The organism is Amycolatopsis thermalba, assembly GCF_003385215.1.
Taxonomy (GTDB): domain Bacteria; phylum Actinomycetota; class Actinomycetes; order Mycobacteriales; family Pseudonocardiaceae; genus Amycolatopsis_E; species Amycolatopsis_E thermalba.
This window is the reverse complement of sequence record NZ_PQHW01000054.1, coordinates 24,649-44,571: the sequence shown is the minus strand read 5'-3', so window position 1 is coordinate 44,571 and position 19,923 is coordinate 24,649. Positions and strand designations below refer to the sequence as shown.

The following is a 19,923-nucleotide window of genomic DNA, read 5'->3' as shown; positions in this document are numbered from 1 at the left end:
TCGACCAGGCCGTCCAGTCGTTGGGCCACGAACCGGGAACGCCATTTCGCGACCATCGCGCGCCCGACGCCCAACTCCGCGGCGATCTCGCTGTTCGAGCCGCCCTCGGCGCACCGCAGCACGATCCCCGACCGCAACGCCAACGCCTGAGCCGTCTTCCGCCGCTGCACCCAGTTCCGCAACGTCTGTGCCTCATCAACGGACAAGGCCAACTCAGGCAGCTTCGGATTCGGCATACCGCACCCTACAGCTGAACTCGAATTAACGACTCAGGACACTAGGCCCCCGGCGCCAGGTCGAGGGCCTCCTTGCTGATGCGCTGCAGCGTGGCCTCGTCGGAGTGGCCGTCGAAGAACGCGGACAGCACGATGGTCACCGAGCTGCCCGTCACCCGGGACAGGTAGTCGCCGCCGGCGAGTTTCGGCGCGCCGGGGATCTTCGCGGTGCCGTCCCGCACGAGGTCGTTGACGTTGCCGGTGCCGTCGGTGTCGGCGAGCTTCTTGAGCTGCTGCGCCTCCTCCGGGGTGGCCATGGTGACCACCGCGACCGACACCAGCGCGCGCGAGGCGCCGCTGGCGGTCGTGTACAGGGCGCGCGACAGCCGCTGGCACGGGTGCTCCGCGAAGAACTGCTTGACCTGCGAATACGAGTTCGCGGCGCAGTCGGTCGCGGCCACCGGGCCCTCGGTGACGGTGAACTGGAACTCCTTGGCCGGGGCCTGCGCCGCCGGCGGGGCCTCCTCGGCGGAGCCGCCACGCACCAGCCACCACACCAGCCCCGCCACGACCGCGACGGCCACCAGCCCGGCGATCTTCAGCACCGGGGCGCGCCGGGGCGGCGACGGTTCGGCCGGGATGCGGGGCAGCGGCGCGGTGTCACCGCGACCGGGAGGGAACTGCGCACCAACCACGGAGGGACACCGTAGCTCACTCCTCCGGGTGACTCACCGCAACGCGTCCAGAACCCGTTCGACGTCGTCTTCGGTGTTGTAGAGGTGGAAGCCGACCCGCGCCTTGCCCGCGCGGACGCTGGCCGTGACCCCTGCCCGGGTGAGCGCGGCCGGGTCGGCCGCCAGCGCCACGATCGCGCTGCCGCGTCCGGGCAGGCCGAGCCGGGTCAGCAGGGCGTCGGCCAGCTCGACGTTGTGCGCGCGCACCGCCGCCAGGTCCAGCGACGCCAGGTACGGCAGGGCCACCGCGGCGCCGGCGTGCGCGAACCACACCGGGGACAGGTCAACGCGGCGCGCACCCCCGGCCAGGCGCAGCGGCATGCCGTAGGTGGTCTGCCACGGGTCCTCGCCCGCGTACCAGTTGGCCGAAACCGGCACCGTCCGCTCGGCGACGCGCGGGTGCACCGCCAGCCAGGCGCAGCCGCGCGGGGACATCAGCCACTTGTACCCGGCGGCCACCACCCAGTCGGCCCACTCCAGGTCCAGGGGCATCCAGCCGGCGGCCTGGGTCGCGTCGAGGACGACCGGGACGCCCGCGGCTTCGGCTTCGGCGCGCAGCGCGCCGAGGTCCACCAGCGCCCCGTCCGCGGACTGCGCGACGCTGACGGTCACCAGGTCGTGCCCGCGCACGGCGCCGGGCAGCTCGGCGAGGCGCACCTCGGTGATCCGCGCGCCCCGGGCGGCGAACGGGAACGTGGTGCTGGTGAACTCCCCGGCCGCGGTGAGCACCCGGGCGCCTTCGGGCAGCCCGGCCGCGACGCTCGCGAGCAGCTGGGACACGGTCGAGCCGATCGCGATCCGGCCGGACGGCACGCCGACGAGACGCGCGAACGACTCCCGCGCCCGCGCGACGAGCGGCTCGAAGTCGCCCGGCTGGTTGCCGCCGGTGCGCCAGGCTTCGACGGACGCCGCCACCGCGTCGGCCACCGCCGCGGGCGGGATCCCGATGCTCGGGGTGTTCAGGTACCCGGTGGGGACGTCGAAATCGGCTCCGAAGGCTGTGCGCATGCCCGGACGCTAACCGGCCACCCGGGCGGTGGTCACCGCGTTTTCGCCGCGGCCGGACGCCACTGCTGGTCGTGGTGCGCTCGTCGCTCACGCACCACGACGCCGAGGTCCTGGATCTGGTCGCGGAGCGCCACCGCGGTGCCGGCCTCGCCGTCGCGCAGCGCCCGTTCGCGTCGCCGGAGCAGGTCGTGCACCTCGGCCGGCAGGTCCGGCGTGCCGTCCACCCAGGGCCGGAACCGGTCCTCGTCCGGGTCCCGGGTGCCGCGCCAGGGATAGCCGGCGGCCGCGAAGGCCGCCGCGAGACGACGGGCGCCGATGTCGGCCTCGCGGCGCAACAGCTCCCGCCCGTCCGCGCCGCGCAGCACGAGATCCCGCGGGTCGGTGTAGACCGCCGCGATCCGCTCACGCGCGACGAACACGCGGGAGCCGTCCCGCTCGACGGTCACGCCCCGCCCCGTGATCTCCACCGCGGTGGTCTCCGCCAGGACCCGCGCGGCGAGCAACGCCGTGGCGACCAGGCCGGCGGCGGCACCACCGGCCACCAGCCAGGGCACCGGCACGCGGGCCAGCAGGCGCAACGGCCCCGGAGCCGCGCCGAACAGGCCGATCACCCAGCCGGTGACCGGCCGCACCAGGAGCGCCGCGCCGGCGCCGAGCGGCAGCCCGGCCAGCGCGATCCCCGCGACCAGGGCCCGGGAGACGCGCAGAACGCGCCCTGACTCCGGCATCGTGCTCCCCTTTCCGCCGACGGGGAGACATTAACAGAGTAGCTACTCCACTAACTAGGATGGGGTCATGCCACGCCCCATCGATCCGGTGCGACGGCGAGCCCGGCGGCTGCAGATCATCGACGCGGCGCTCACCGCGTTCGCCTTGCACGGGTACGCCGGTGCCACGACCGCGGAAATCTGCCGGATCGCCGGAATCGGGTCGGGCACGTTCTTCCACCACTTCCCGACGAAGGACTCGCTGCTGGTGGCGATCCTCGAGGAGGGCACCGAGGAGACGCGCCGGTTCTTCGCCGCGCGCGAACCCGGGACCCCGGCGCGGCAGGTCATCCTCGGCTACGTCGGCCACGCGGTCGCCGACCTGGCCGACCCCCGGGCAGCGGGCTTCATCACGGTCGTCGGCGGGCTGACGTCCCACCCGGACATCGCGGCCGCGCTCCGGGCCGACGAAGACACCCTCCGCGCCGCGCTCCGGGAGGTCGTCGCGGAGGCTCAGCACGCGGGCGAGGTGCGGACCGACCTTCCCGCCGACCGGCTCGCCGTCTGGATCATGCTGCTCATCGACGGGTTCGCCGGCCGGACCGCGGGCGGCGGCTTCGAGGCCGCCGCCGAGGCTCCGCTGCTCGTGGAACAGGTCGGGCTGCTGCTGGACGGGCCGCCGGCGGACTGACCCGGCTGCCCGCGCTCGAAGCGTGGTGATCTACCTCATAGACGCGCCCGGATCGCCGCGCGCCGCGGGATGCCGGGCTGGTGGCGGTGGTTGTGGCGGCCCGCGTTCCCGTCGCCCGCCGGGCGCGGTGACCGGGCGCGGCCCTTGGCGGGATCGGCGGCGCGGTGAACGATGGGGGCATGCACTGGCTGGAACTGGAGGGGGCGGCCAACGCCCGCGACGTCGGTGGCCTGCCGACCGAGGACGGCGGCACGATCGCGCCGCGGCGGCTGCTGCGGTCGGACAACCTGCAGGGGCTCACGCCCCGGGACGTCAAGGTGCTGGTGGAGGACCTGGGCCTGACGACGGTGGTCGACCTGCGGGGCACGCCCGAGGTGACGCAGGAGGGCCCCGGGCCGCTGCGGAGCGTCGAGTCGGTGCGGCACCACCACTTCTCGGTGCTGCCGGAGAGCGGCACGGCGACCGACGCCGCCGCCGAGGACGTGGGGGACGCGCTCTACGCGAGCCGCAGGCAGCGGACGCTGGAGCGCTTTCCGGACGACGTGATGACCGCGCTGTACCTGGGGTACCTGGAGGACCGGCCGGACAGCATCGTGGGCGCGCTGCGCACGATCGCCGCGGCGCCGGGGGCGGCGCTGGTGCACTGCGCGGCGGGCAAGGATCGCACCGGGGTGGTGACGGCGTTCGCGCTGACGGTCGCGGGTGTGCGGCGGGAAGCGGTGATCGCCGATTACGCCGCGAGCGGTGAGCGGATCCGCGCGATCCTGGACCGGCTGCGCGCCTCGCCCACATACGCGCCGGACCTGGACAAACGCCCGGACGACGAGGACCACCGCCCCAAGCCGAAGACGATGGAGCTGTTCCTGACCGAGGTCGGCAACCGCTACGGCGGCGTGCTGCGATGGCTGGAGGCGCACAACTTCGGCGAGGCGGACGCGGCCGCGCTGCGAAGCAAGCTGCGCGAGGACTGAGGGGCGCAGGGCGCATCCCACCGGAGCGCACGGCGTGCGCAGACACCCTGCAAGGCAGTGGCGCGCCCCAGCGCAGTGGCGCGGCACTCGCCCAGCGCAGCGGTGCGGGCTCGCGCCACGGCGGCGGCCCCAGTCGCTACCGCGCCACCCCTCCGGCGGTCGTTCCGCCCAGTGGCATCGGGTCCAGGCCGAGTTTGCGGTGGTCCCACGAGCGCACCCGCACCGGGTCCACCCGCACCACCACCCGCTTCCGCAGCATCATCTCCACCGCCGGGCGCAGCTCCTCGCTGTACGGCCCGTAGTACCGCTCGAACACGTTCACCCCGACGGCCCACACCTCGTCCGGGTCCTCGCTGATCACCCCGTGCCCCTCGATCGACACGCCCCGCAGCGCGTCGTACGTCTGGCCGTCCTCCAGCAGCACCGTGATGCGCGGGTCGCGGCGCAGGTTCACCGCCTTCTGCGACTTCGCCTTCGTCTCCAGCCAGATCGCCCCGTCCAGCACGGCGAACCACATCGCCACCAGGTGCGGCGTGCCGTCGGGCCCCACCGTCGCGATCGTCGCCGTCCGGCTGCCCGCCACGAACGCCGCGATCTCCTCCGGAGTCATGCGGATCCCGGCCCGCTGGTTCACGCCCACAGCACACTCCCGTTCACCAGGGTCAGGATCCGCGCCACCGGATCGGGATCGCCCGGCCGCACCACCAGATCCGGCGCCACCGGCGCCTCGTACGGATCGTCGATGCCGGTGAACCCGCGGATCTCCCCCGCCCGCGCCTTCGCGTACATCCCCTTCGGGTCGCGCGCCTCGCACACCTCCAGCGGCGTGTCCACGAACACCTCCAGGAACGGCAACCCGGCCCGCTCGTGTACCTCCCGCACCTGCGCCCGGTCCGCGCGGTACGGGCTGATCAGCGACGCCACCGCCACCACCCCGGCGTCGGCGAACAGGCGCGCCACCTCCCCGACCCGCCGCACGTTCTCCGCCCGGTCCGCGGCGCCGAACCCGAGGTCGGCGTTCAGCCCGTGCCGCAGGTTGTCCCCGTCCAGCAGGTACGCCGGCCGCCCCGCCGCCACCAGGCGCCGCTCCAGCTCCACCGCGATCGTCGACTTCCCCGACGCCGACAACCCGGTCAGCCACACCGTCAGCCCCCGCGTCGCCCGCTCCTCCCGGCCGACCGCCGCCGCGTGCCACACCACCCGGGACGCGGGCAGCGCCGGTCCGGTGATCATCCCCGCCGCCACCGTGTTCCCCGTCGTGTCGTCGACCAGGATGAAGCTGCCGGTGGCCCGGTTGCGCCGGTAGGCGTCGAACAGCAACGGCTTCCGGGTCCGCAGCTGCACCCGCCCGATCTCGTTCAGCGCCAGCGACGTCGCCGACTCCTCGCGGTGCAACGTGTCCACGTCCAGCCGGTAGTCCAGCTTCTGCACCGCCGCGGTCGTCTCCGCCGTGGTGTGCCGGATCGTGTACGTCGCGCCCGGTGCCAGCGAACCGGATTCGGCGAGCCAGCACACCATCGCGTCCAGGTCCGGCCCGGTGTGCGGCCGGTTCGCCGGGCGGCAGATCAGGTCGCCGCGGCCGACGTCCAGCTCCCCGGTCAGCTGCACCGTCACCGCCTGCGGCGGGAACGCCTCGGTGACCGGCATCCCGCCCGGCCCCCAGATCGCGGCCACCCGGCTGGACAGCCCGGACGGCGACACCACCACCTCGTCCCCCGGCTTGAACACCCCGCCCGCCACCGTGCCGGCGTAGCCGCGGAAATCCCGCCCCGCCTGGCGGATCACGTACTGCACCGGCAGCCGCGCGTCGATCAGGTTCCGGTCGGAGGCGACGTGCACCTCCTCCAGGTGGTGCAGCAGCGACGTGCCCTCGTACCAGGGCATGCTCGCCGACCGGTGCACCACGTTGTCGCCGTGCAGCGCGGACAGCGGGATGAACGACAGGTCCGCCACGTCCAGCTTCATCGCGAACCGGCGGAAGTCCTCGCGGATCTCGGAGAACCGCTCCCGCGACCAGCCCACCAGGTCCATCTTGTTCACGCACAGCACCAGGTGCGGGATTCCCAGCAGCGAAGCCAGGAACGCGTGCCGTCGCGACTGCTGGAGCACCCCCTTGCGCGCGTCCACCAGGATCAGCGCGAGGTCCGCTGTGGACGCTCCGGTGACCATGTTGCGCGTGTACTGGATGTGGCCCGGGGTGTCGGCGATGACGAACTTCCGCCGCGGCGTGGCGAAGTAGCGGTAGGCGACGTCGATCGTGATGCCCTGCTCGCGTTCGGCGCGCAGGCCGTCGGTGAGCAGCGCCAGGTTCGGGTAGTCCTCGCCGCGCTGCCTGCTCGCCCGCTCGACGGCGGCGAGCTGGTCGGTGAACAGCGACTTGGAGTCGAACAGCAGCCGCCCGATGAGCGTGGACTTGCCGTCGTCCACGCTGCCGGCCGTGGCCAGGCGCAGGAGCTGGGGCATCAGAAGTAGCCCTCCTTCTTGCGGTCCTCCATGCCGGCCTCGGAGATCCGGTCGTCGGCGCGGGTCGCGCCGCGCTCGGTCACCCGCGTGGCGGCCACCTCGGCGACGACCTCCGCGGGAGTGCTCGCCGTGCTTTCCACGCAGCCGGTGCAGGTGGCGTCCCCGACGGTGCGGAACCGCACGGTCGCCTCATAGGGCTCCTCGCCGTCCAGCAACCGGAGGAACCCGGTGTGCGCCAGCAGCATCCCGTCGCGCTGCACCACCGGGCGGCGGTGCGCGTAGTAGATCGGCGGCAGCTCGATGCGCTCGGCCGCGATGTAGGACCAGATGTCCAGCTCGGTCCAGTTCGACAGCGGGAACACGCGGATGTGCTCGCCCCGGCGGTGCCGCCCGTTGTAGAGGTTCCACAGCTCCGGCCGCTGGTTGCGCGGGTCCCACTGGCCGAACTCGTCGCGGAAGCTGAACACACGCTCCTTGGCGCGGGCCTTCTCCTCGTCGCGGCGGGCGCCGCCGAACACCGCGTCGAACCCGCCCTCGCGGATCGCCCGCAGCAGCGTGACGGTCTGCAGGCGGTTCCGGGACGCGCGCGGGCCGGTGTCCTCGGTGACGCGGCCGGCGTCGATGTCGTCCTGCACGCGCGCGACGTGCAGCCGCAGGCCCATCCGGTCCACCACCCGGTCGCGGAAGGCGATCACCTCGTCGAAGTTGTGGCCGGTGTCGACGTGCAGCACCGGAAACGGCAGCGGCGCCGGCCAGAACGCCTTCGCCGCCAGCGCGAGCATGACCACGGAGTCCTTGCCGCCGGAGAACAGCAGCACCGGGTGCTCGAAGGTGGCCGCCACCTCGCGGAAGACGTGCACCGACTCCGCCTCGAGCAGTTCGAGGTGGGACAGCTCGTAGAGCGTGGTCACCGGGAAAAATTAGAACACGTTCTTGCCAGCGGTCAACCGGGCGAGCATGCTGGTGCGCATGGACCTTGCCGCGATCGAGGCGATCCGCCGGACCAAGCACGCGTACCTGCGCTGCGTCGACCTCAAACGCTGGGACGAGATCGGCGGAACCTTCACCGAAGACGCCACGGCCGACTACGGCACCCCCACCTACGGCGACCCGATCCGGCTGTCCGGCCGCGCCGCGATCGTGGACTTCCTGCGGACCCGCCTGGGCCCGGAGATCATCACGGTGCACCTGGCCACGCAGCCGGAGATCGACGTGGACGGCGACACCGCGACCGGCACGTGGGCGTTCCAGGACCAGGTGATCGCCACCGAGCACGACGTCGCGATCATCGGCGCCGCGTTCTACGAGGACCGCTACCGGCGAGAGGCCGACGGCGTCTGGCGGATCGCGCACACCGGCTACGTCCGCACCTACGAGGCGATGCTGTCGCTGGCGGACCTGAAGAGCTTCCGGCTCACCGCGAACCGGTGGGCCGTCCCGTCCGCATAGAACCCGTTCTAGGAGTCGCCGGTGCTCACGCAGCCGTTCGCCGAAGCCCTCGCCGAGGCCGAGAAGATCATCCGCGAGGCCCCGCACGTCGACAGTGAACAAGACCTGGTCGAGGGCCTGGACTACCTCGCCGGCAGCATCCGCGCCTCGCTGCAGATGGCCTGGGCCTACGAAAAGGACTTCCCGTTCTTCGTCCGCTCCACCGGCCCGTACACGAAGATGGGCCTGGACAACCCGGACACCCTGTACTTCCACTCCTACCTGCGCGACGACGCCGAATACGTGGTCACCGGGCAGCGCGGCACCACCGCCGACCTGAGTTTCCAGGTGCTCAACGGCAACTACTCGCCGGTGGAGGTGCCGGACAGCCTCACCGCGTTCGACGACCGGGCGTTCGACATCGGCGACGACGGCCGGTTCGAGATCCGGTTCGGGCCGGGGCTCAGCGGCCGCAACCGCTTTCCGCTCGGGCCGGGCTCGGCGATGCTGATCGTGCGGGAGGTGTTCAGCGACTGGGAACGCGAACGCCCCGGCATGATCCGCATCCGGCGCGCCGGCGCCGAAGGGGCCGCTCCCCCGCCGCTGTCCCGGGACACGCTGACCAAGCGCTACGGCGTGGCGGGCAAGATCCTGCTGTCGCGGCTGCGGACGTTCCTGGCCTTCCCCCGGTGGTTCTACCTCGACCTGCCGGTCAACACGATGACCGAGCCGCGCGCCACCCCGGGCGGGCTGAGCACGCAGTTCTCCTCGGCCGGGCACTACGACCTCGACGACGACCAGGCGATGGTCGTGACCGTGCCGCGCTGCGCGGACGCGCCCTACCAGGGCATCCAGCTGGGCAGCATGTGGTACGTCTCGCTGGACTACGCCCACCACCAGACGAGCCTCACCGCGGACCAGGCGCGCGTCGATCCGGACGGCAAGATGCGGTTCGTCATCAGCGAGCGCGACCCCGGGGTGGCGAACTGGCTGGAGCGCACCGGCCACCGCCGCGGGTACGTGCAGATCCGGTGGCAGCGGCTGTCCCGGGATCTCAAACCGGAGGACGGGCCGGAGGTCGAGATCGTGCCGGTGCGCGAACTGCCCGGGAAGCTGGCCTTCTACGAGCAGGCGAAGGTGACCCCCGCGGAGTGGTCCGCCCGGATCGCGGCCCGGCAGGCCGCCACGGCCGCGAGGATGCTGGGCTGATGTTGTTGCGCGACAAGGTGGTCGTGGTCTCCGGCGTCGGGCCCGGGCTCGGCCGGTCGATCGCGGTGGCGAGCGCGAAGGCCGGCGCCGACGTGGTGCTCGCGGCACGCACCGAATCCCGGCTGACCGACATCGCCAAGGAGATCGACGAGCTGGGCCGCCGCGCGATCTCGGTGCCTGCGGACGTCACCAGCGAGGCGGACGCGCGACGGCTCGTCGAGGCCACTGTGGACGCTTTCGGCCGGGTGGACGCCCTGGTGCACAACGCGTTCGCGATCCCGCCGATGACCGATCTGGCGAAGGTGGAGCTGGACGGGGTGCGCGCCGGGTTCGAGGCCGGCTCGATCGCCGCGCTGCGGCTGACCCGGTTGTTCCTGCCCGCGCTGGAGACGGCGGGCGGCTCGGTGGTGATGATCAACTCGGCGGTGCTGCGGCATTCCCGGCAGCCGTACGGGCCGTACAAGATGGCGAAGGCGAGCCTGCTCGCGCTGGCGCAGAGCCTGGCGACCGAGCTGGGGCCACGCGGCATCCGGGTCAACTCGGTCGCGCCCGGCTACATCTGGGCGGACACGCTGAAGTGGTACTTCGGCTACCTCGCCGAGCAGCGCGGCATCACCCGCGACGAGGTCTACGCCGAGACCGCGTCGGGCATCGACCTGCGCCGCCTGCCCGAACCCGACGAGATCGCCGACGCCGTGATCTTCCTGGCCTCACCGATGGCGCGGGCGATCACCGGGCAGTGCCTGGACGTCAACTGCGGCGAGTACCACCACTGAGGAGGCATCCGGTGAGCATCGGGCGCGACAGCGTCGGCACGGTCGAGGACCTGCACGAATCGGCCACCCGGTTCTGCGGCTTGTCCGATTTCGGGGGCGACGAGTACCGCGAGGGCCTGGCCGTGCTGCTGGAGTCCTACGCCCGCGACGCCGGGCTGACGCCGTTCGGCAACAAGATCAAGCGCGCGTTCCTTCGGCAGGCGCTGGTGGCGCGGCTGCTCAGCGAACAGGCGTGGAAGCGGAACCCGGCGCACGCGGACGTGCGGATCGAGCGGCCGATCTTCGTCACCGGGCTGCCCCGCACCGGCACCACCGCGCTGCACCGGCTGCTCACCGCGGACCCGGCGCACCAGGGCCTGGAGGTGTGGCTGACCGAGGTGCCGCAGCCCCGGCCCCCGCGCGAGACGTGGGCGGACGACCCGGTGTTCCAGGGCATCCAGGCAGGGTACGAAAAGCACCACGTCGAGCACCCGGAGTTCCTCGGCGTGCACCACAGCTCGGCCGAGCAGGTCGAGGAGTGCTGGCAACTGCTGCGGCAGTCGGCGAAGTCGGTGTCCTACGAGTGCCTGGCCCACGTGCCGACGTACTCGCAGTGGCTGGCGGCGCAGGACTGGACGGACGCCTACGCGCGGCACCGGCGCAACCTGCAGCTGATCGGGCTGCCGGACGCGGACAAGCGGTGGGTGCTGAAGAACCCGTCGCACCTGTTCGCGCTGGACGCGCTGCTCGCGGTCTACCCGGACGCGCTGGTGATCCAGACCCACCGCGCCCCGGAGACGATCATCGCGTCGGTGTGCAGCCTCAACCAGCAGGCGTCGGCGGGCTGGTCGACGGTGTTCTCCGGGCCGGTGGTGGGCCGTGCGCAGCTGGAGCTGTGGTCCCGCGGCGCGGCGACGTTCAGGCGGGAGCGGGCCAAGCACGACCCGGCGCAGTTCCACGACGTCGACTACGCCGACTTCGTGGCCGACCCGCTGCGGGTCGTCGCGTCGGTGTACGACCACTTCGGACTGCCGTTCACGGCCGAGGCGGAGTCGGCGATGCGGGCGGTGTACGCGGAGAGCACGACCGGCGCGGCGCGCCCCTCGCACCGCTACACGCTGGCGGAGTTCGGCCTGACGGCCGAGGAGGTGCGGGAGCGCTTCGCCTGATCTAGATGAGTGAGTCCTGGGTCTGGGCAGTGTCGGGAGAGGGGTGAAGGGTGTTCGAGATCGGTTTGTGACGACCGACCTGAACACCCTTGTGACCGCACTGCAGGTCGAGATCGATGACCACCTCGGTAAGCCCGCTCGTGTCGGCAGGCCATCCCGGCTGTCGGATGCTGAACTGCTGACCCTGGCCGACAAGAGCTACGCCTCCCGCGAACCGGACACCTACCTCACCACGCGGGGCGGCACAACCCCGCGACCAGCCAACCCACCACCCGAACCCTGATCACCAACGACCACTGACCAAGGTCGGACTCACTCATCTACCGGACCGCGTCGAACCGCTCGGTGCCCACCACGCCGAGCAGCTTCAGCTTCTCCGCCGCCTCGGTGCGCGGCGGGGCCGTGAGCACCAGCAGCATCTGCGACTGGTCCTCGGTGAACAGCACCTGGCAGTCCACCTCGATCTCGCCCAGCTGCGGGTGCACGAGGATCTTGTGGTCCACGAAGCGTTTGGCGACCTCGTGGCGTTCCCACAGGTCCGCGAACTCCGGGCTGGCCTTCGACAGCACGCGCACCAGCTCCCCGGCGCGGGACCGCGGGCCCATCGACCCGAGGGCGGCACGCAGGCCGGCCACCAGCGCGCGGCCCTGGCGGGCGCGGTCGTGCTCGGGGTAGATCAGGCGCTCGGCCGGGTCGGTGAACCAGCGGTAGATCTCGCTGCGTGCCCACCCCGTGAGGTGGGACCGGTCGCCGTAGAGGGCGTCGGCCATGCTGTTCTGCACGAGCACCTCGCCGAGGTTGGACAGGATCAGCGCGGGCGTGTCCGACAGCCGGTCCAGCACCCGCTGCAACGCGGGCGCCACGTGGGCGGCCGCGGCCACCGGGGTGGGGGCGTTGCGGCCGGCGATCCGGAACAGGTAGTCGCGCTCGGTGCCGGTCAGGCGCAACGCGCGGGCGAGTGCGGCCAGCATCTGCTCGCTCGGCTGCGGGCCGCGCTGCTGCTCCAGCCGGGTGTAGTAGTCCGTCGACATCGCCGCCAGCGCCGCCACCTCCTCCCGCCGCAGGCCGGTCGCGCGGCGGCGGGGCCCGGCGGGCAGCCCGACGTCGTCGGGCCGCAGCTGCTCCCGGCGTCGGCGCAGGAACGCCGCCAGCTCCACACGATCCATGCCCCCAGTATCCGCACCCGCCCGGCGCGAACCAGGGATCGCCGATCCCCCGATGAGCGATCTCTTCTTCGCGTCCGCCCCGCTGGACAGACTCGGGGCATGGACATCAGCGGAAACACCGTCTTCATCCCCGGATCGACCAGCGGTATCGGCCTCGCGCTCGCGCGGCGGCTGCGGGCCAAGGGCAACACGGTCATCATCGGCGGCCGCCGCACCGAACTGCTCGACGAGCTCGCCGCCGACGGGTTCGACACCGTGCGGATCGACACCGCCGACGCCGGCAGCATCCGCGCCGCGGCCGCCGAGGTGATCGCCAGGCACCCGGACCTCAACGTGGTCGTCGCGATGGCCGGCATCATGCGTGTGGAGGACTGGCACCACCCGGACGGGTTCCTGGCCTCGGCCGAGGAGACCGTGACCACGAACCTGCTCGGCCCGATCCGGCTGATCGCCGCGTTCGTCGAGCACCTGCGGGCCCGGCCGGACGCGACGATCGTGACGGTGTCCTCGGGCCTGGCGTTCGCGCCGCTGGCGGCCACGCCGAGCTACAACGCGAGCAAGGCGGCCATCCACATGCTCAGCGAGTCGCTGCGGCTGCAGCTGGCGGACACCACCGTGCGGGTGGTCGAGCTGGAGCCGCCGTCGGTGCGGACGGCGCTGCTGCCCGGCCAGGAGGACAGCGGCTTCGCGATGCCGCTGGACGAGTTCGCCGACGAGGTGATCAAGCTGTTCGAGTCCCAGCCGGACGCGAAGGAGATCCAGGTGGAGCGCGTGAAGTTCCTCCGCTACGGCGAGGCCCGCGGCGACTACGAGCAGGTCGTGGCGACCCTCAACGCCGCCGACCCGCACGGCAAGCACTAGGTCGCCAGCCGCCGCCAGGACAGCAGGAACACCAGCGCCGCGACGATCGACCCGGCGGAGGCGAACGATCCGGCGCCCAGGTGGATCACCCACTCGTCCGCCCCGGTTAGGCCCTCGCGCGCCAGCGGGACTCCCCAGAGGATGCCGCCGAGGGTCAGGCCGGCCAGGGCGGCGACCACGGCGAGGGAGCCGATCACCACCCGGCCGACCCGCCGCTTTCCCTCGTACGGGCGCACCGCGCCCCGCCGCGCCAGCCACCACGACGCGAGCGCCGCCAGCGCGAGGGCGATCGCGTCGGCGGCGAGGGTGTCGGACAGCCGGTGCCACTTCGCGGTGAGCGTGTACTGCCCGATCCCCACCGCCCACGGCAGCACGACCAGCATCACCGCCCCGCGCCACCGGTACGGCGCGACGATCACCGCGGCGAACAGCACGGTCATGGCGACCGTGGTGTGGCCGCTGGGCAGGCTGTTGCCGGCGAAGTCGCCCGTCACCGGCACCAGCGCGGGCCGGACCAGCACGAACCGCTTCAGCACCTGCACGACCACCTGGCCGAGCACGATCACCCCGGCGGCCGCGACCGCCAGGTCCCAGCGGCGGCGCAGCGCCCCGGTCAGGGCGATGACCAGCGTCGCCGCGGCCAGCGAGTAGACCGTGATCTCGTCCAGGGCCCGCCACGCCTGCGCGGACTCGGCCGCGTCCGCCTGGTCCGCTCCCCGCAGCGCGGCGTTCTCCAGCGCCTGCCCGGTCGCCGTGCACACGGCGAGCAAGTAGACCGCCACCGCCACCGCGGCCGCCACGCCCGCGATCACCAGCCAGCGCCGCGCCGGCACACCGGCCGTCCGCCGGGCCTCCTCGGTGTCCACCGCCACCCGCCCAGGATGGATCAAGCGGGGCACCGGCGCACGTCGTGCGATCCTGGACCGGTGAACGACCTGTACGTGACCGGCGTGCGCCCGTGGGGCGGTCCCCTGTCCGATGTGGAGATCCGCGACGGCCGCATCGCCGCGGTGACCGCGGCCGGTGCCGCCGCGCCCGCGGGGGTGACCCGTCTCGACGGCGAGGGGCGGCTGCTCGTGCCGTCGTTCTCCGACGTGCACGTCCACCTGGACTCCACGCGGCTGGGGCTGCCGTGGCGCCCCAACGACTCCCCCGGCGGCGTATGGGCGAACATGCTGCACGACCGGGCGCACTGGCGCGAGGCCGAGGCGCCGATGACCGAGCGCTCCACCCACATGCTCGGCCGGCTCATCGCGCACGGCGTCACCCGGGTGCGCGGCTACGCGCAGGTCGACGCCGACTGCAAGCTGGACCGCCTCGAAGCCGTCGTCGCCGCCCGCGAAACCCACGCCGAGCGCGCCGACGTCGAGATCATCGCCTTCCCCCAGGCCGGGCTGCTGCGCGAACCCGGCGTGCCGGAGCTGATGGAGGCCGCGCTGCGCAACGGCGCCGACGTGGTGGGCGGCATCGACCCGTGCGGCCTGGACCGGGATCCGGTGCGGCACCTGGACATCGTGTTCGGCCTGGCCGAGCGGTTCGGGGCCGCCGTGGACGTCCACCTGCACGAACCCGGCGAGCTGGGCCTGTTCAGCCTGGAGCTGATCATCGAGCGGACGCGGGCGCTGGACCTGCGTGGCAGGGTCACGATCTCGCACGCCTTCACGCTCGCCCACACCCCGTCGCCGCGGCTGGACGAGGTGCTGGCCGAGATGGCCGAGCTGGACATCTCGGTCGCCACCGTCGCGCCACCGGGCCGCAACACGCTGCCGCTGCGGCGGCTCACCGAAGCCGGGATCCGGGTCGGCCTGGGCGACGACGGGCAGCGCGACTACTGGTCCCCCTACGGCAACGCGGACCTGCTCGACCGCACCTGGCAGCTGGCGTTCACCAACGGGTTCCGCAACGACGACCTGGTGGAGCACGCGCTGGCCGTCGGCACCTGGGGCGGCGCGACGGTGATCGACCCGTCGCTGCCGCCGCTGCGGGGTGTGGCCGACCGCCCCGGCGTCGCGGTGGGCGACCCGGCCGACCTGGTGCTGCTCGACGGCGAGGCGCCCGCGGCCGCGGTGCAGGACCGGCTGCCACACCGCACGGTGATCCACGCCGGGCGCGTGGTCGCGCACGACCTCGCACTGGTCTGACCCGGACGCTCAGAGCCGGATCGCCGGGTTCTCCTGGCGCAGCAGCGAGGCGACGTTCCCGGGGTGTTCGTCCGCGACCACCACGGCACCCCGGACCAGCTCGCGCGCCCCGTCGAGCAGTTCCGCGGCCAGCGCCAGCCCGACCTCGGCCTCCCGCTCCCCCGCCGCCTCCAGCTCGGACAGCGCGCGCGGCGGGATCATCACGTCCGGGACCTCGTAGGCGAGGTACTCGGCCTCGGCGAACCCGGTCAGCCGCGCGCTCGCCACCAGCACCGGGATGTCCACACCGGACAGTTCGGTCGCGATCCGGGACAGGCCTTCCAGCTCGTAGACCGGCCGTGTGATGAGGAACTGCGCGCCCGCGGCGATCTTCGCCTTGGTGCGGGCCAGCTCGGCGTCCGCGTCCTCCGCGCCGGGGTTGACGCGCGCGCCGATGTGGAACGCGGTGCGGGTCGCCAGGGTGAGACCGGTGTGGTCGCGGCCGGCGTTGAGGCCGGCGAGCAGCCCGATCAGGCCCACCGAGTCGACCTCCCACACGCCGTCGGCGCCCGGGTAGTCGCCCAGCGGCGCGGGCGTGCCGGTCTCGCACACCACCGTGCGCAGGCCGAACGCGTGCGCGCCCAGCAGGTCCGCCTGCAGCGCGGCGAGCGACCGGTCCCAGGCGGTGACCGTGGTGATGGTGTCCACGCCCGCCTCGCGCTCCAGGCGGAGGGCCTCGCCGAAGTTGCCGCGCACCAGCGCGAGATCGGCGCCGCGGACGCGCTCGACGTCCTCCGGCTCGCCGTGCGGGGTGACCTGCGCGGCGAGGACGAACCCGGGTCGCGCCAGCCGCCGGGCGAGCGGGCTCTGGGGCGGCGCCGGACGCGGCTTGGGCACCGCCGTCACGGGGTTGGCCTGGCGGGGACGCAGGTCGGCCAGGCGCGCGACGACCTCGCGGATGTGGCTGGGCGTGGTGCCGCAGCATCCACCGATCATCGCGGCGCCGTGCTCGGCGTAGCGGCGGGCGTAGCGGCCGAAGTGCGCGCGGGTGACCGGGTAGCTGAAGCGGCGCCCGGTGCGCCGGGGCATGCCCGCGTTCGGGTGCACGCCCACCGGCAGGTCGGTGGCGTCCTTGAGCTCGCCGAGGATCGCGAGCATGTGCTGGGGGCCGACGGTGCAGTTGGCGCCGACCGCGGTGACCGGCAGGGCGGCGAGCGTCTTGACCACCTCGCGCGGGGTCTCCCCGCCCGGCGTGAGACCGCCGCTGGTGAAGGTCGCCTGGGCGACGATCGGCAGGTCGGTGACCTCGGTGGTCACCGTGATGGCCTCGACCAGCTCGTCGAGGTAGCCGAACGTCTCCAGCACCAGCAGGTCGACCCCGCCGTCGACGAGGGCCTGGACCTGCTCGCGCACGACCTCGGCCCGCTCGTCGGCGCGCACCCCGGCCCGGTGGCTGGAGGAGATCGCGGGCGACACCGCCCCGGCGACGAAGATCGTCCGGTGCACGCCGCGCCGGGCCTGCCGCGCCAGGCGGACGGCGGCGAGGTTGATGTCCCGGGGGCTCACCGAGCACCCGTGCTCGGCCAGCCGCAGCCGGTTCGCGCCGAAGGTGTTGGTGAGCAGGACGTCCGCCCCCGCCGCGACGTAGCTCTCGTGGATCGTGCTGACCAGCTCGGGATTCGAGAGGTTGAGTTCGGGTAGGGCCCGATCGAGCGAATTGCCGGCCACGTGCAGGACGGTGCCCATGGCCCCGTCGAACACCAGAACCCGCTCGGACAGCTGCTCCGCGAACCGACCTCTCACGTACCCTCCCGGCGTCGTTACCTCCGGGCGTGCACGTGCACGAGGGCCCGGCCGGCGCCGCACCCCCACCAGAGCACCGCGCCGCCCGCCATGGGTCCATCCTAGGCGCTGCGGCGGGTCAATTGACCGTTTCGACACCGCAGGTGCACCACCACTGGGCCGTTCGAGTGAGCCGCCCACCGCGGTGGTGGTCGCTGGAGGTGCGATATGTTGTCGTTCACCCCTGACGGGGTGCGGGCGCGGACGTGGCGTGCCCGCCTGGGGCCGGTAGCTCAGCTGGTTAGAGCAGGGGACTCATAATCCCTTGGCCGCGGGTTCGAGCCCCGCCCGGCCCACCGGTCCTGACCAGCGAAACAACTTCAGACGATCAAGTAAAGTTGATCATTGGGTGCGGCCCTGGGTGCGAGTATCCTAGGGTGATGGCTCGAACACGCCCTGAAGACCGCCAGCGTGGCCGCATCGAGCAGCGCGGCGACAGCCTTCGAGTGGTGCTCTACGCCGGCATCGACCCAGTCACCGGCCGTCGTTCTTACCTCCGCGAGACGATCAAGGGCTCCGACGACACCGCATGGCGCAAGGCCGAGAACACTCTCACCCAGTTCCGCGCCAAGGTCATCAAGCAACGCTCCACAGCGTCCACGGTCGAGTTCGGCTACGCCATCGACGAATGGCTCCGCACCGCGGATCTGGAGACGAGCACCCGCGACGGCTACATGGGTTACATCGACCGGGTCATCAAGCCCATCCTCGGGGACACGCCGGTCAGCAAGATCGGCGCCCGCCAGCTCGAGACGCTCTACGCGGAACTCCGCCGCTGCCGCAAACGCTGCGACGGCAAGCCCTTCATCGAGCTCCACAAGAAGGACGGCGAGCACGACTGCGTCGCCGCGAAGTGCGTGCCGCACGAATGCAAGCCGATGGCTGCGTCCACGGTCCGTCAGATCCACTCGATCATCAGCGGCGTGCTGAACGCCGCCGTCCGGTGGGAGTGGATCGAATCGAATCCGGCCAAGATCGCCCAGCGGCCGAAGCAGAAGCCTCCCGAGCCCGATCCCCCGTCCCCTGCGGACGCGGCCCGCCTCATCGAAGCCGCCTTCGAGATGAGCGAAGACTGGGGCACCCTCGTCTGGCTTGTCATGACCACCGGGATGCGCCGCGCGGAGGTCGCCGGTCTGCGCTGGTCCCGCGTCGACTTGGACGGTGAAGTCATCGAGATCCGGCGCACCTACGTCCAGAGCAAGGGGAAGGGCAAGGAGAAGGACACCAAGACCCACCAAATGCGCCGGCTGGCCCTCGACTCCGAAACGGTCGCCCTGCTCCGCGCCCACAAGCAGTACTGCCGAGACGAGCTGTTCAAGGTTGGCGCGGAGCTGACGGACGACATGTTCGTCTTCATGAGCGCCCGCACCGCCGACGCTCGAGTCCCCTACTCCCCCGATGCCATCTCACGCCGGTACAAGCGCATGGCCGCTCGGCTCAACCCGCCCATCGACACCCACATCCACACCCTCCGCCACTTCTCCGCGACCGAGCTCCTCACCGCCGGCATCGACCTCCGCACGGTCGCAGGCCGCCTCGGCCACGGCGGCGGAGGCGCGACCACACTCCGCGTCTATGCGGCGTGGGTCGCCGCAAGCGACCGCAAGGCGGCGGAGATCCTCGGGTCTCGCATGCCAAAGCGGCGTGGCTAGGCACGGACAGCCGAGTGCGTGGGCAAATGCGCCCCAGCTACGAGTATCCACGAGCAAGTCTGATTTTACAGGGGCCATTAGACCCGTGCCGACCTGGCGTTTCCCGCGCGCGACCGCTCGCTCTGGGGAGTTCGCGGCACGCTGCCAGCGGGATCCGGCATGAGCCTGCTCCGCGTGCAACCGATTCCGTACACACAGCGACCCACAGCATCCTGCTTCGCTGGGACCGCACGCTCTGGCACGATCATTGTCGTGGTTGAGCCAGCCGAGGTAGACGAAGAGCTGCGGGACGCTCTTCTGACCTACGACGCCCATCGCTTCACTAGCCACATGCTGCTGGATCGCGTTCCGTGGCTATGGCCTGACCGCGCTTCCTACGTCGAGTGGAAGTCCGAACTGGCCGCAGGGCTCGATGTCGACCCGTACGCGATAGTGGTAGTGGGTAGCGCATGCACCGGCGCGACACTTAACCCAAATAAACCACTCTTCAGCAGGTTCAAGGAAACGTCGGATGTCGATGTCGCCGTCATTAGCTCGCACCACTTCGAATTAGCATGGAAAACTCTACGAGAGATAGGAAGAACAAGTGGCCAGATTCCCACTCGAAGAGAACGACAGATACGTCAACAACACCGAAATTACTTGGTGTTCGATGGTACCATCGCAACAGATTGGATCCTCCCCAACCTCCCTTTCGGCGAGCAGTGGCGCGCAGCTCTACTTGCCGCCGAACGTCGCCTTCCCAATGAGCAGCACGAGGTCAAAGCCCGGATATACCGCGATCTAAGCGATCTCCGGTCGTACCATGTACACAACGTTGAAAAACTGAGAAAGAGACTCCTCGCAGAAAGTGCTGGAGCTGATCACAATCTTGACGACGGCGCACCTCTTATGACAGACCCCGAGCCCGACAACGAAAGCAAAGGATGACA

General features: G+C 71.8%; 20 protein-coding genes, 1 tRNA gene and 1 pseudogene. 12 read left to right on the top strand and 10 right to left on the bottom strand.

The annotated features are described in order from the left end of the window. The 4 genes from D0D15_RS36015 to D0D15_RS21120 form a co-directional block, all read right to left on the bottom strand. The coding region (locus tag D0D15_RS36015; protein WP_162830624.1) for a helix-turn-helix domain-containing protein at nucleotides 1-236 on the bottom strand (236 nt) is incomplete at its 3' end. A gap of 41 nt (nucleotides 237-277) precedes the next feature. After that, a complete protein-coding gene (locus D0D15_RS21130) occupies nucleotides 278-910 on the bottom strand; it encodes a hypothetical protein (RefSeq protein ID WP_094005841.1) in 633 nt (210 codons plus the stop codon). 33 nt (nucleotides 911-943) lie between these two features. Next, nucleotides 944-1,957 carry an aminotransferase class V-fold PLP-dependent enzyme gene (locus D0D15_RS21125; RefSeq protein WP_094005840.1) on the bottom strand — a complete coding sequence of 338 codons (1,014 nt, stop codon included), beginning with the start codon at nucleotides 1,955-1,957 and terminating at the stop codon, nucleotides 944-946. Between the two features lie 32 nt (nucleotides 1,958-1,989). Then, complete coding sequence (locus D0D15_RS21120; RefSeq protein WP_094005839.1) at nucleotides 1,990-2,685, bottom strand: YqeB family protein; 696 nt, start codon at nucleotides 2,683-2,685, stop codon at nucleotides 1,990-1,992. Between the two features lie 67 nt (nucleotides 2,686-2,752). Here D0D15_RS21120 and D0D15_RS21115 point away from each other — a divergent pair, with 67 nt between their 5' ends. Further along, nucleotides 2,753-3,355, top strand: a complete 603-nt coding sequence (locus D0D15_RS21115; RefSeq protein ID WP_094005838.1) for a TetR/AcrR family transcriptional regulator — start codon at nucleotides 2,753-2,755, stop codon at nucleotides 3,353-3,355. Between the two features lie 179 nt (nucleotides 3,356-3,534). Beyond that, a complete protein-coding gene (locus D0D15_RS21110) occupies nucleotides 3,535-4,326 on the top strand; it encodes a tyrosine-protein phosphatase (protein ID WP_094005837.1) in 792 nt (263 codons plus the stop codon). Nucleotides 4,327-4,462: 136 nt separating this feature from the next. Here the strand turns inward: D0D15_RS21110 and D0D15_RS21105 are convergent, their stop codons facing one another. Genes D0D15_RS21105 through cysD form a run of 3 tightly spaced genes read right to left on the bottom strand, consistent with a single transcriptional unit; the run spans nucleotide 4,463 to nucleotide 7,700 of the window. Further along, entirely contained in the window at nucleotides 4,463-4,960 is a 498-nt protein-coding gene (locus D0D15_RS21105) for a pyridoxamine 5'-phosphate oxidase family protein (protein ID WP_233157292.1), read from the bottom strand. Then, nucleotides 4,957-6,789, bottom strand: coding sequence for an adenylyl-sulfate kinase (cysC, locus tag D0D15_RS21100; protein ID WP_115944681.1), 1,833 nt, complete (start codon nucleotides 6,787-6,789; stop codon nucleotides 4,957-4,959). Before cysC ends, D0D15_RS21105 begins: the two co-directional genes overlap by 4 nt. Beyond that, nucleotides 6,789-7,700 carry a sulfate adenylyltransferase subunit CysD gene (gene cysD / locus D0D15_RS21095; RefSeq protein ID WP_094005834.1) on the bottom strand — a complete coding sequence of 304 codons (912 nt, stop codon included), beginning with the start codon at nucleotides 7,698-7,700 and terminating at the stop codon, nucleotides 6,789-6,791. The genes cysC and cysD overlap by 1 nt, the downstream gene beginning before the upstream one ends. Nucleotides 7,701-7,758: 58 nt before the next feature. Between cysD and D0D15_RS21090 the strand changes: the two genes are divergently transcribed. The 5 genes and pseudogenes from D0D15_RS21090 to D0D15_RS37860 all read left to right on the top strand — a co-directional run. Further along, a complete protein-coding gene (locus D0D15_RS21090) occupies nucleotides 7,759-8,238 on the top strand; it encodes a nuclear transport factor 2 family protein (protein ID WP_094005893.1) in 480 nt (159 codons plus the stop codon). A gap of 21 nt (nucleotides 8,239-8,259) precedes the next feature. Further along, nucleotides 8,260-9,426 carry a hypothetical protein gene (locus D0D15_RS21085; protein WP_094005833.1) on the top strand — a complete coding sequence of 389 codons (1,167 nt, stop codon included), beginning with the start codon at nucleotides 8,260-8,262 and terminating at the stop codon, nucleotides 9,424-9,426. Beyond that, on the top strand, nucleotides 9,426-10,202 hold the full coding sequence (locus D0D15_RS21080; RefSeq protein ID WP_094005832.1) for an SDR family oxidoreductase: 777 nt from the start codon (nucleotides 9,426-9,428) through the stop codon (nucleotides 10,200-10,202). The genes D0D15_RS21085 and D0D15_RS21080 overlap by 1 nt, the downstream gene beginning before the upstream one ends. Before the next feature lie 11 nt (nucleotides 10,203-10,213). Then, nucleotides 10,214-11,350, top strand: coding sequence for a sulfotransferase family protein (locus D0D15_RS21075; protein ID WP_094005831.1), 1,137 nt, complete (start codon nucleotides 10,214-10,216; stop codon nucleotides 11,348-11,350). A 67-nt stretch (nucleotides 11,351-11,417) separates the two neighbouring features. Next, nucleotides 11,418-11,540: pseudogene (locus D0D15_RS37860) on the top strand (IS982 family transposase); the annotation flags it as partial. Nucleotides 11,541-11,670: 130 nt separating this feature from the next. Here D0D15_RS37860 and D0D15_RS21065 read toward each other — a convergent pair. Then, nucleotides 11,671-12,516, bottom strand: a complete 846-nt coding sequence (locus D0D15_RS21065) for a helix-turn-helix transcriptional regulator (protein WP_115944680.1) — start codon at nucleotides 12,514-12,516, stop codon at nucleotides 11,671-11,673. Nucleotides 12,517-12,615: 99 nt separating this feature from the next. On the opposite strand from D0D15_RS21065, the gene D0D15_RS21060 reads away from it, so the two are divergent. Continuing rightward, nucleotides 12,616-13,377, top strand: coding sequence for an SDR family oxidoreductase (locus D0D15_RS21060; RefSeq protein WP_094005828.1), 762 nt, complete (start codon nucleotides 12,616-12,618; stop codon nucleotides 13,375-13,377). On the opposite strand, the gene D0D15_RS21055 is transcribed toward D0D15_RS21060, so the two are convergent. Further along, on the bottom strand, nucleotides 13,374-14,249 hold the full coding sequence (locus tag D0D15_RS21055; protein WP_115944679.1) for a phosphatase PAP2 family protein: 876 nt from the start codon (nucleotides 14,247-14,249) through the stop codon (nucleotides 13,374-13,376). The two genes, D0D15_RS21060 and D0D15_RS21055, sit on opposite strands and share 4 nt — an antisense overlap. A 54-nt stretch (nucleotides 14,250-14,303) precedes the next feature. On the opposite strand from D0D15_RS21055, the gene D0D15_RS21050 reads away from it, so the two are divergent. After that, nucleotides 14,304-15,518 (top strand): amidohydrolase, encoded by a 1,215-nt coding sequence (locus D0D15_RS21050; RefSeq protein WP_198958244.1) that lies wholly within the window; start codon nucleotides 14,304-14,306, stop codon nucleotides 15,516-15,518. A 9-nt stretch (nucleotides 15,519-15,527) separates the two neighbouring features. On the opposite strand, the gene D0D15_RS21045 is transcribed toward D0D15_RS21050, so the two are convergent. Further along, nucleotides 15,528-17,300 (bottom strand): bifunctional homocysteine S-methyltransferase/methylenetetrahydrofolate reductase, encoded by a 1,773-nt coding sequence (locus D0D15_RS21045; protein WP_115944678.1) that lies wholly within the window; start codon nucleotides 17,298-17,300, stop codon nucleotides 15,528-15,530. Between the two features lie 261 nt (nucleotides 17,301-17,561). On the opposite strand from D0D15_RS21045, the gene D0D15_RS21040 reads away from it, so the two are divergent. The 3 genes from D0D15_RS21040 (at nucleotide 17,562) to D0D15_RS36010 (ending at nucleotide 19,921) form a co-directional block, all read left to right on the top strand. After that, a tRNA-Ile gene (locus D0D15_RS21040) sits at nucleotides 17,562-17,635 on the top strand. 84 nt (nucleotides 17,636-17,719) lie between these two features. Then, nucleotides 17,720-18,991, top strand: coding sequence for a tyrosine-type recombinase/integrase (locus D0D15_RS21035; RefSeq protein WP_094005891.1), 1,272 nt, complete (start codon nucleotides 17,720-17,722; stop codon nucleotides 18,989-18,991). Between the two features lie 252 nt (nucleotides 18,992-19,243). Next, a complete protein-coding gene (locus tag D0D15_RS36010; RefSeq protein ID WP_143266200.1) occupies nucleotides 19,244-19,921 on the top strand; it encodes a hypothetical protein in 678 nt (225 codons plus the stop codon). The last annotated feature ends 2 nt before the right edge of the window (nucleotides 19,922-19,923 follow it).

Coding starts and splice junctions, on each gene's coding strand:
- D0D15_RS21065 (WP_115944680.1), bottom strand. CDS start 12,516: ATGGATCGTGTGGAGCTGGCGGCGTTCCTGCGCCGACGCCGGGAGCAG.
- D0D15_RS21125 (WP_094005840.1), bottom strand. CDS start 1,957: ATGCGCACAGCCTTCGGAGCCGATTTCGACGTCCCCACCGGGTACCTG.
- D0D15_RS21120 (WP_094005839.1), bottom strand. CDS start 2,685: ATGCCGGAGTCAGGGCGCGTTCTGCGCGTCTCCCGGGCCCTGGTCGCG.
- cysC (WP_115944681.1), bottom strand. CDS start 6,789: ATGCCCCAGCTCCTGCGCCTGGCCACGGCCGGCAGCGTGGACGACGGC.
- D0D15_RS21115 (WP_094005838.1), top strand. CDS start 2,753: ATGCCACGCCCCATCGATCCGGTGCGACGGCGAGCCCGGCGGCTGCAG.
- D0D15_RS21080 (WP_094005832.1), top strand. CDS start 9,426: ATGTTGTTGCGCGACAAGGTGGTCGTGGTCTCCGGCGTCGGGCCCGGG.
- D0D15_RS21110 (WP_094005837.1), top strand. CDS start 3,535: ATGCACTGGCTGGAACTGGAGGGGGCGGCCAACGCCCGCGACGTCGGT.
- D0D15_RS21090 (WP_094005893.1), top strand. CDS start 7,759: ATGGACCTTGCCGCGATCGAGGCGATCCGCCGGACCAAGCACGCGTAC.
- D0D15_RS21060 (WP_094005828.1), top strand. CDS start 12,616: ATGGACATCAGCGGAAACACCGTCTTCATCCCCGGATCGACCAGCGGT.
- D0D15_RS21035 (WP_094005891.1), top strand. CDS start 17,720: ATGGCTCGAACACGCCCTGAAGACCGCCAGCGTGGCCGCATCGAGCAG.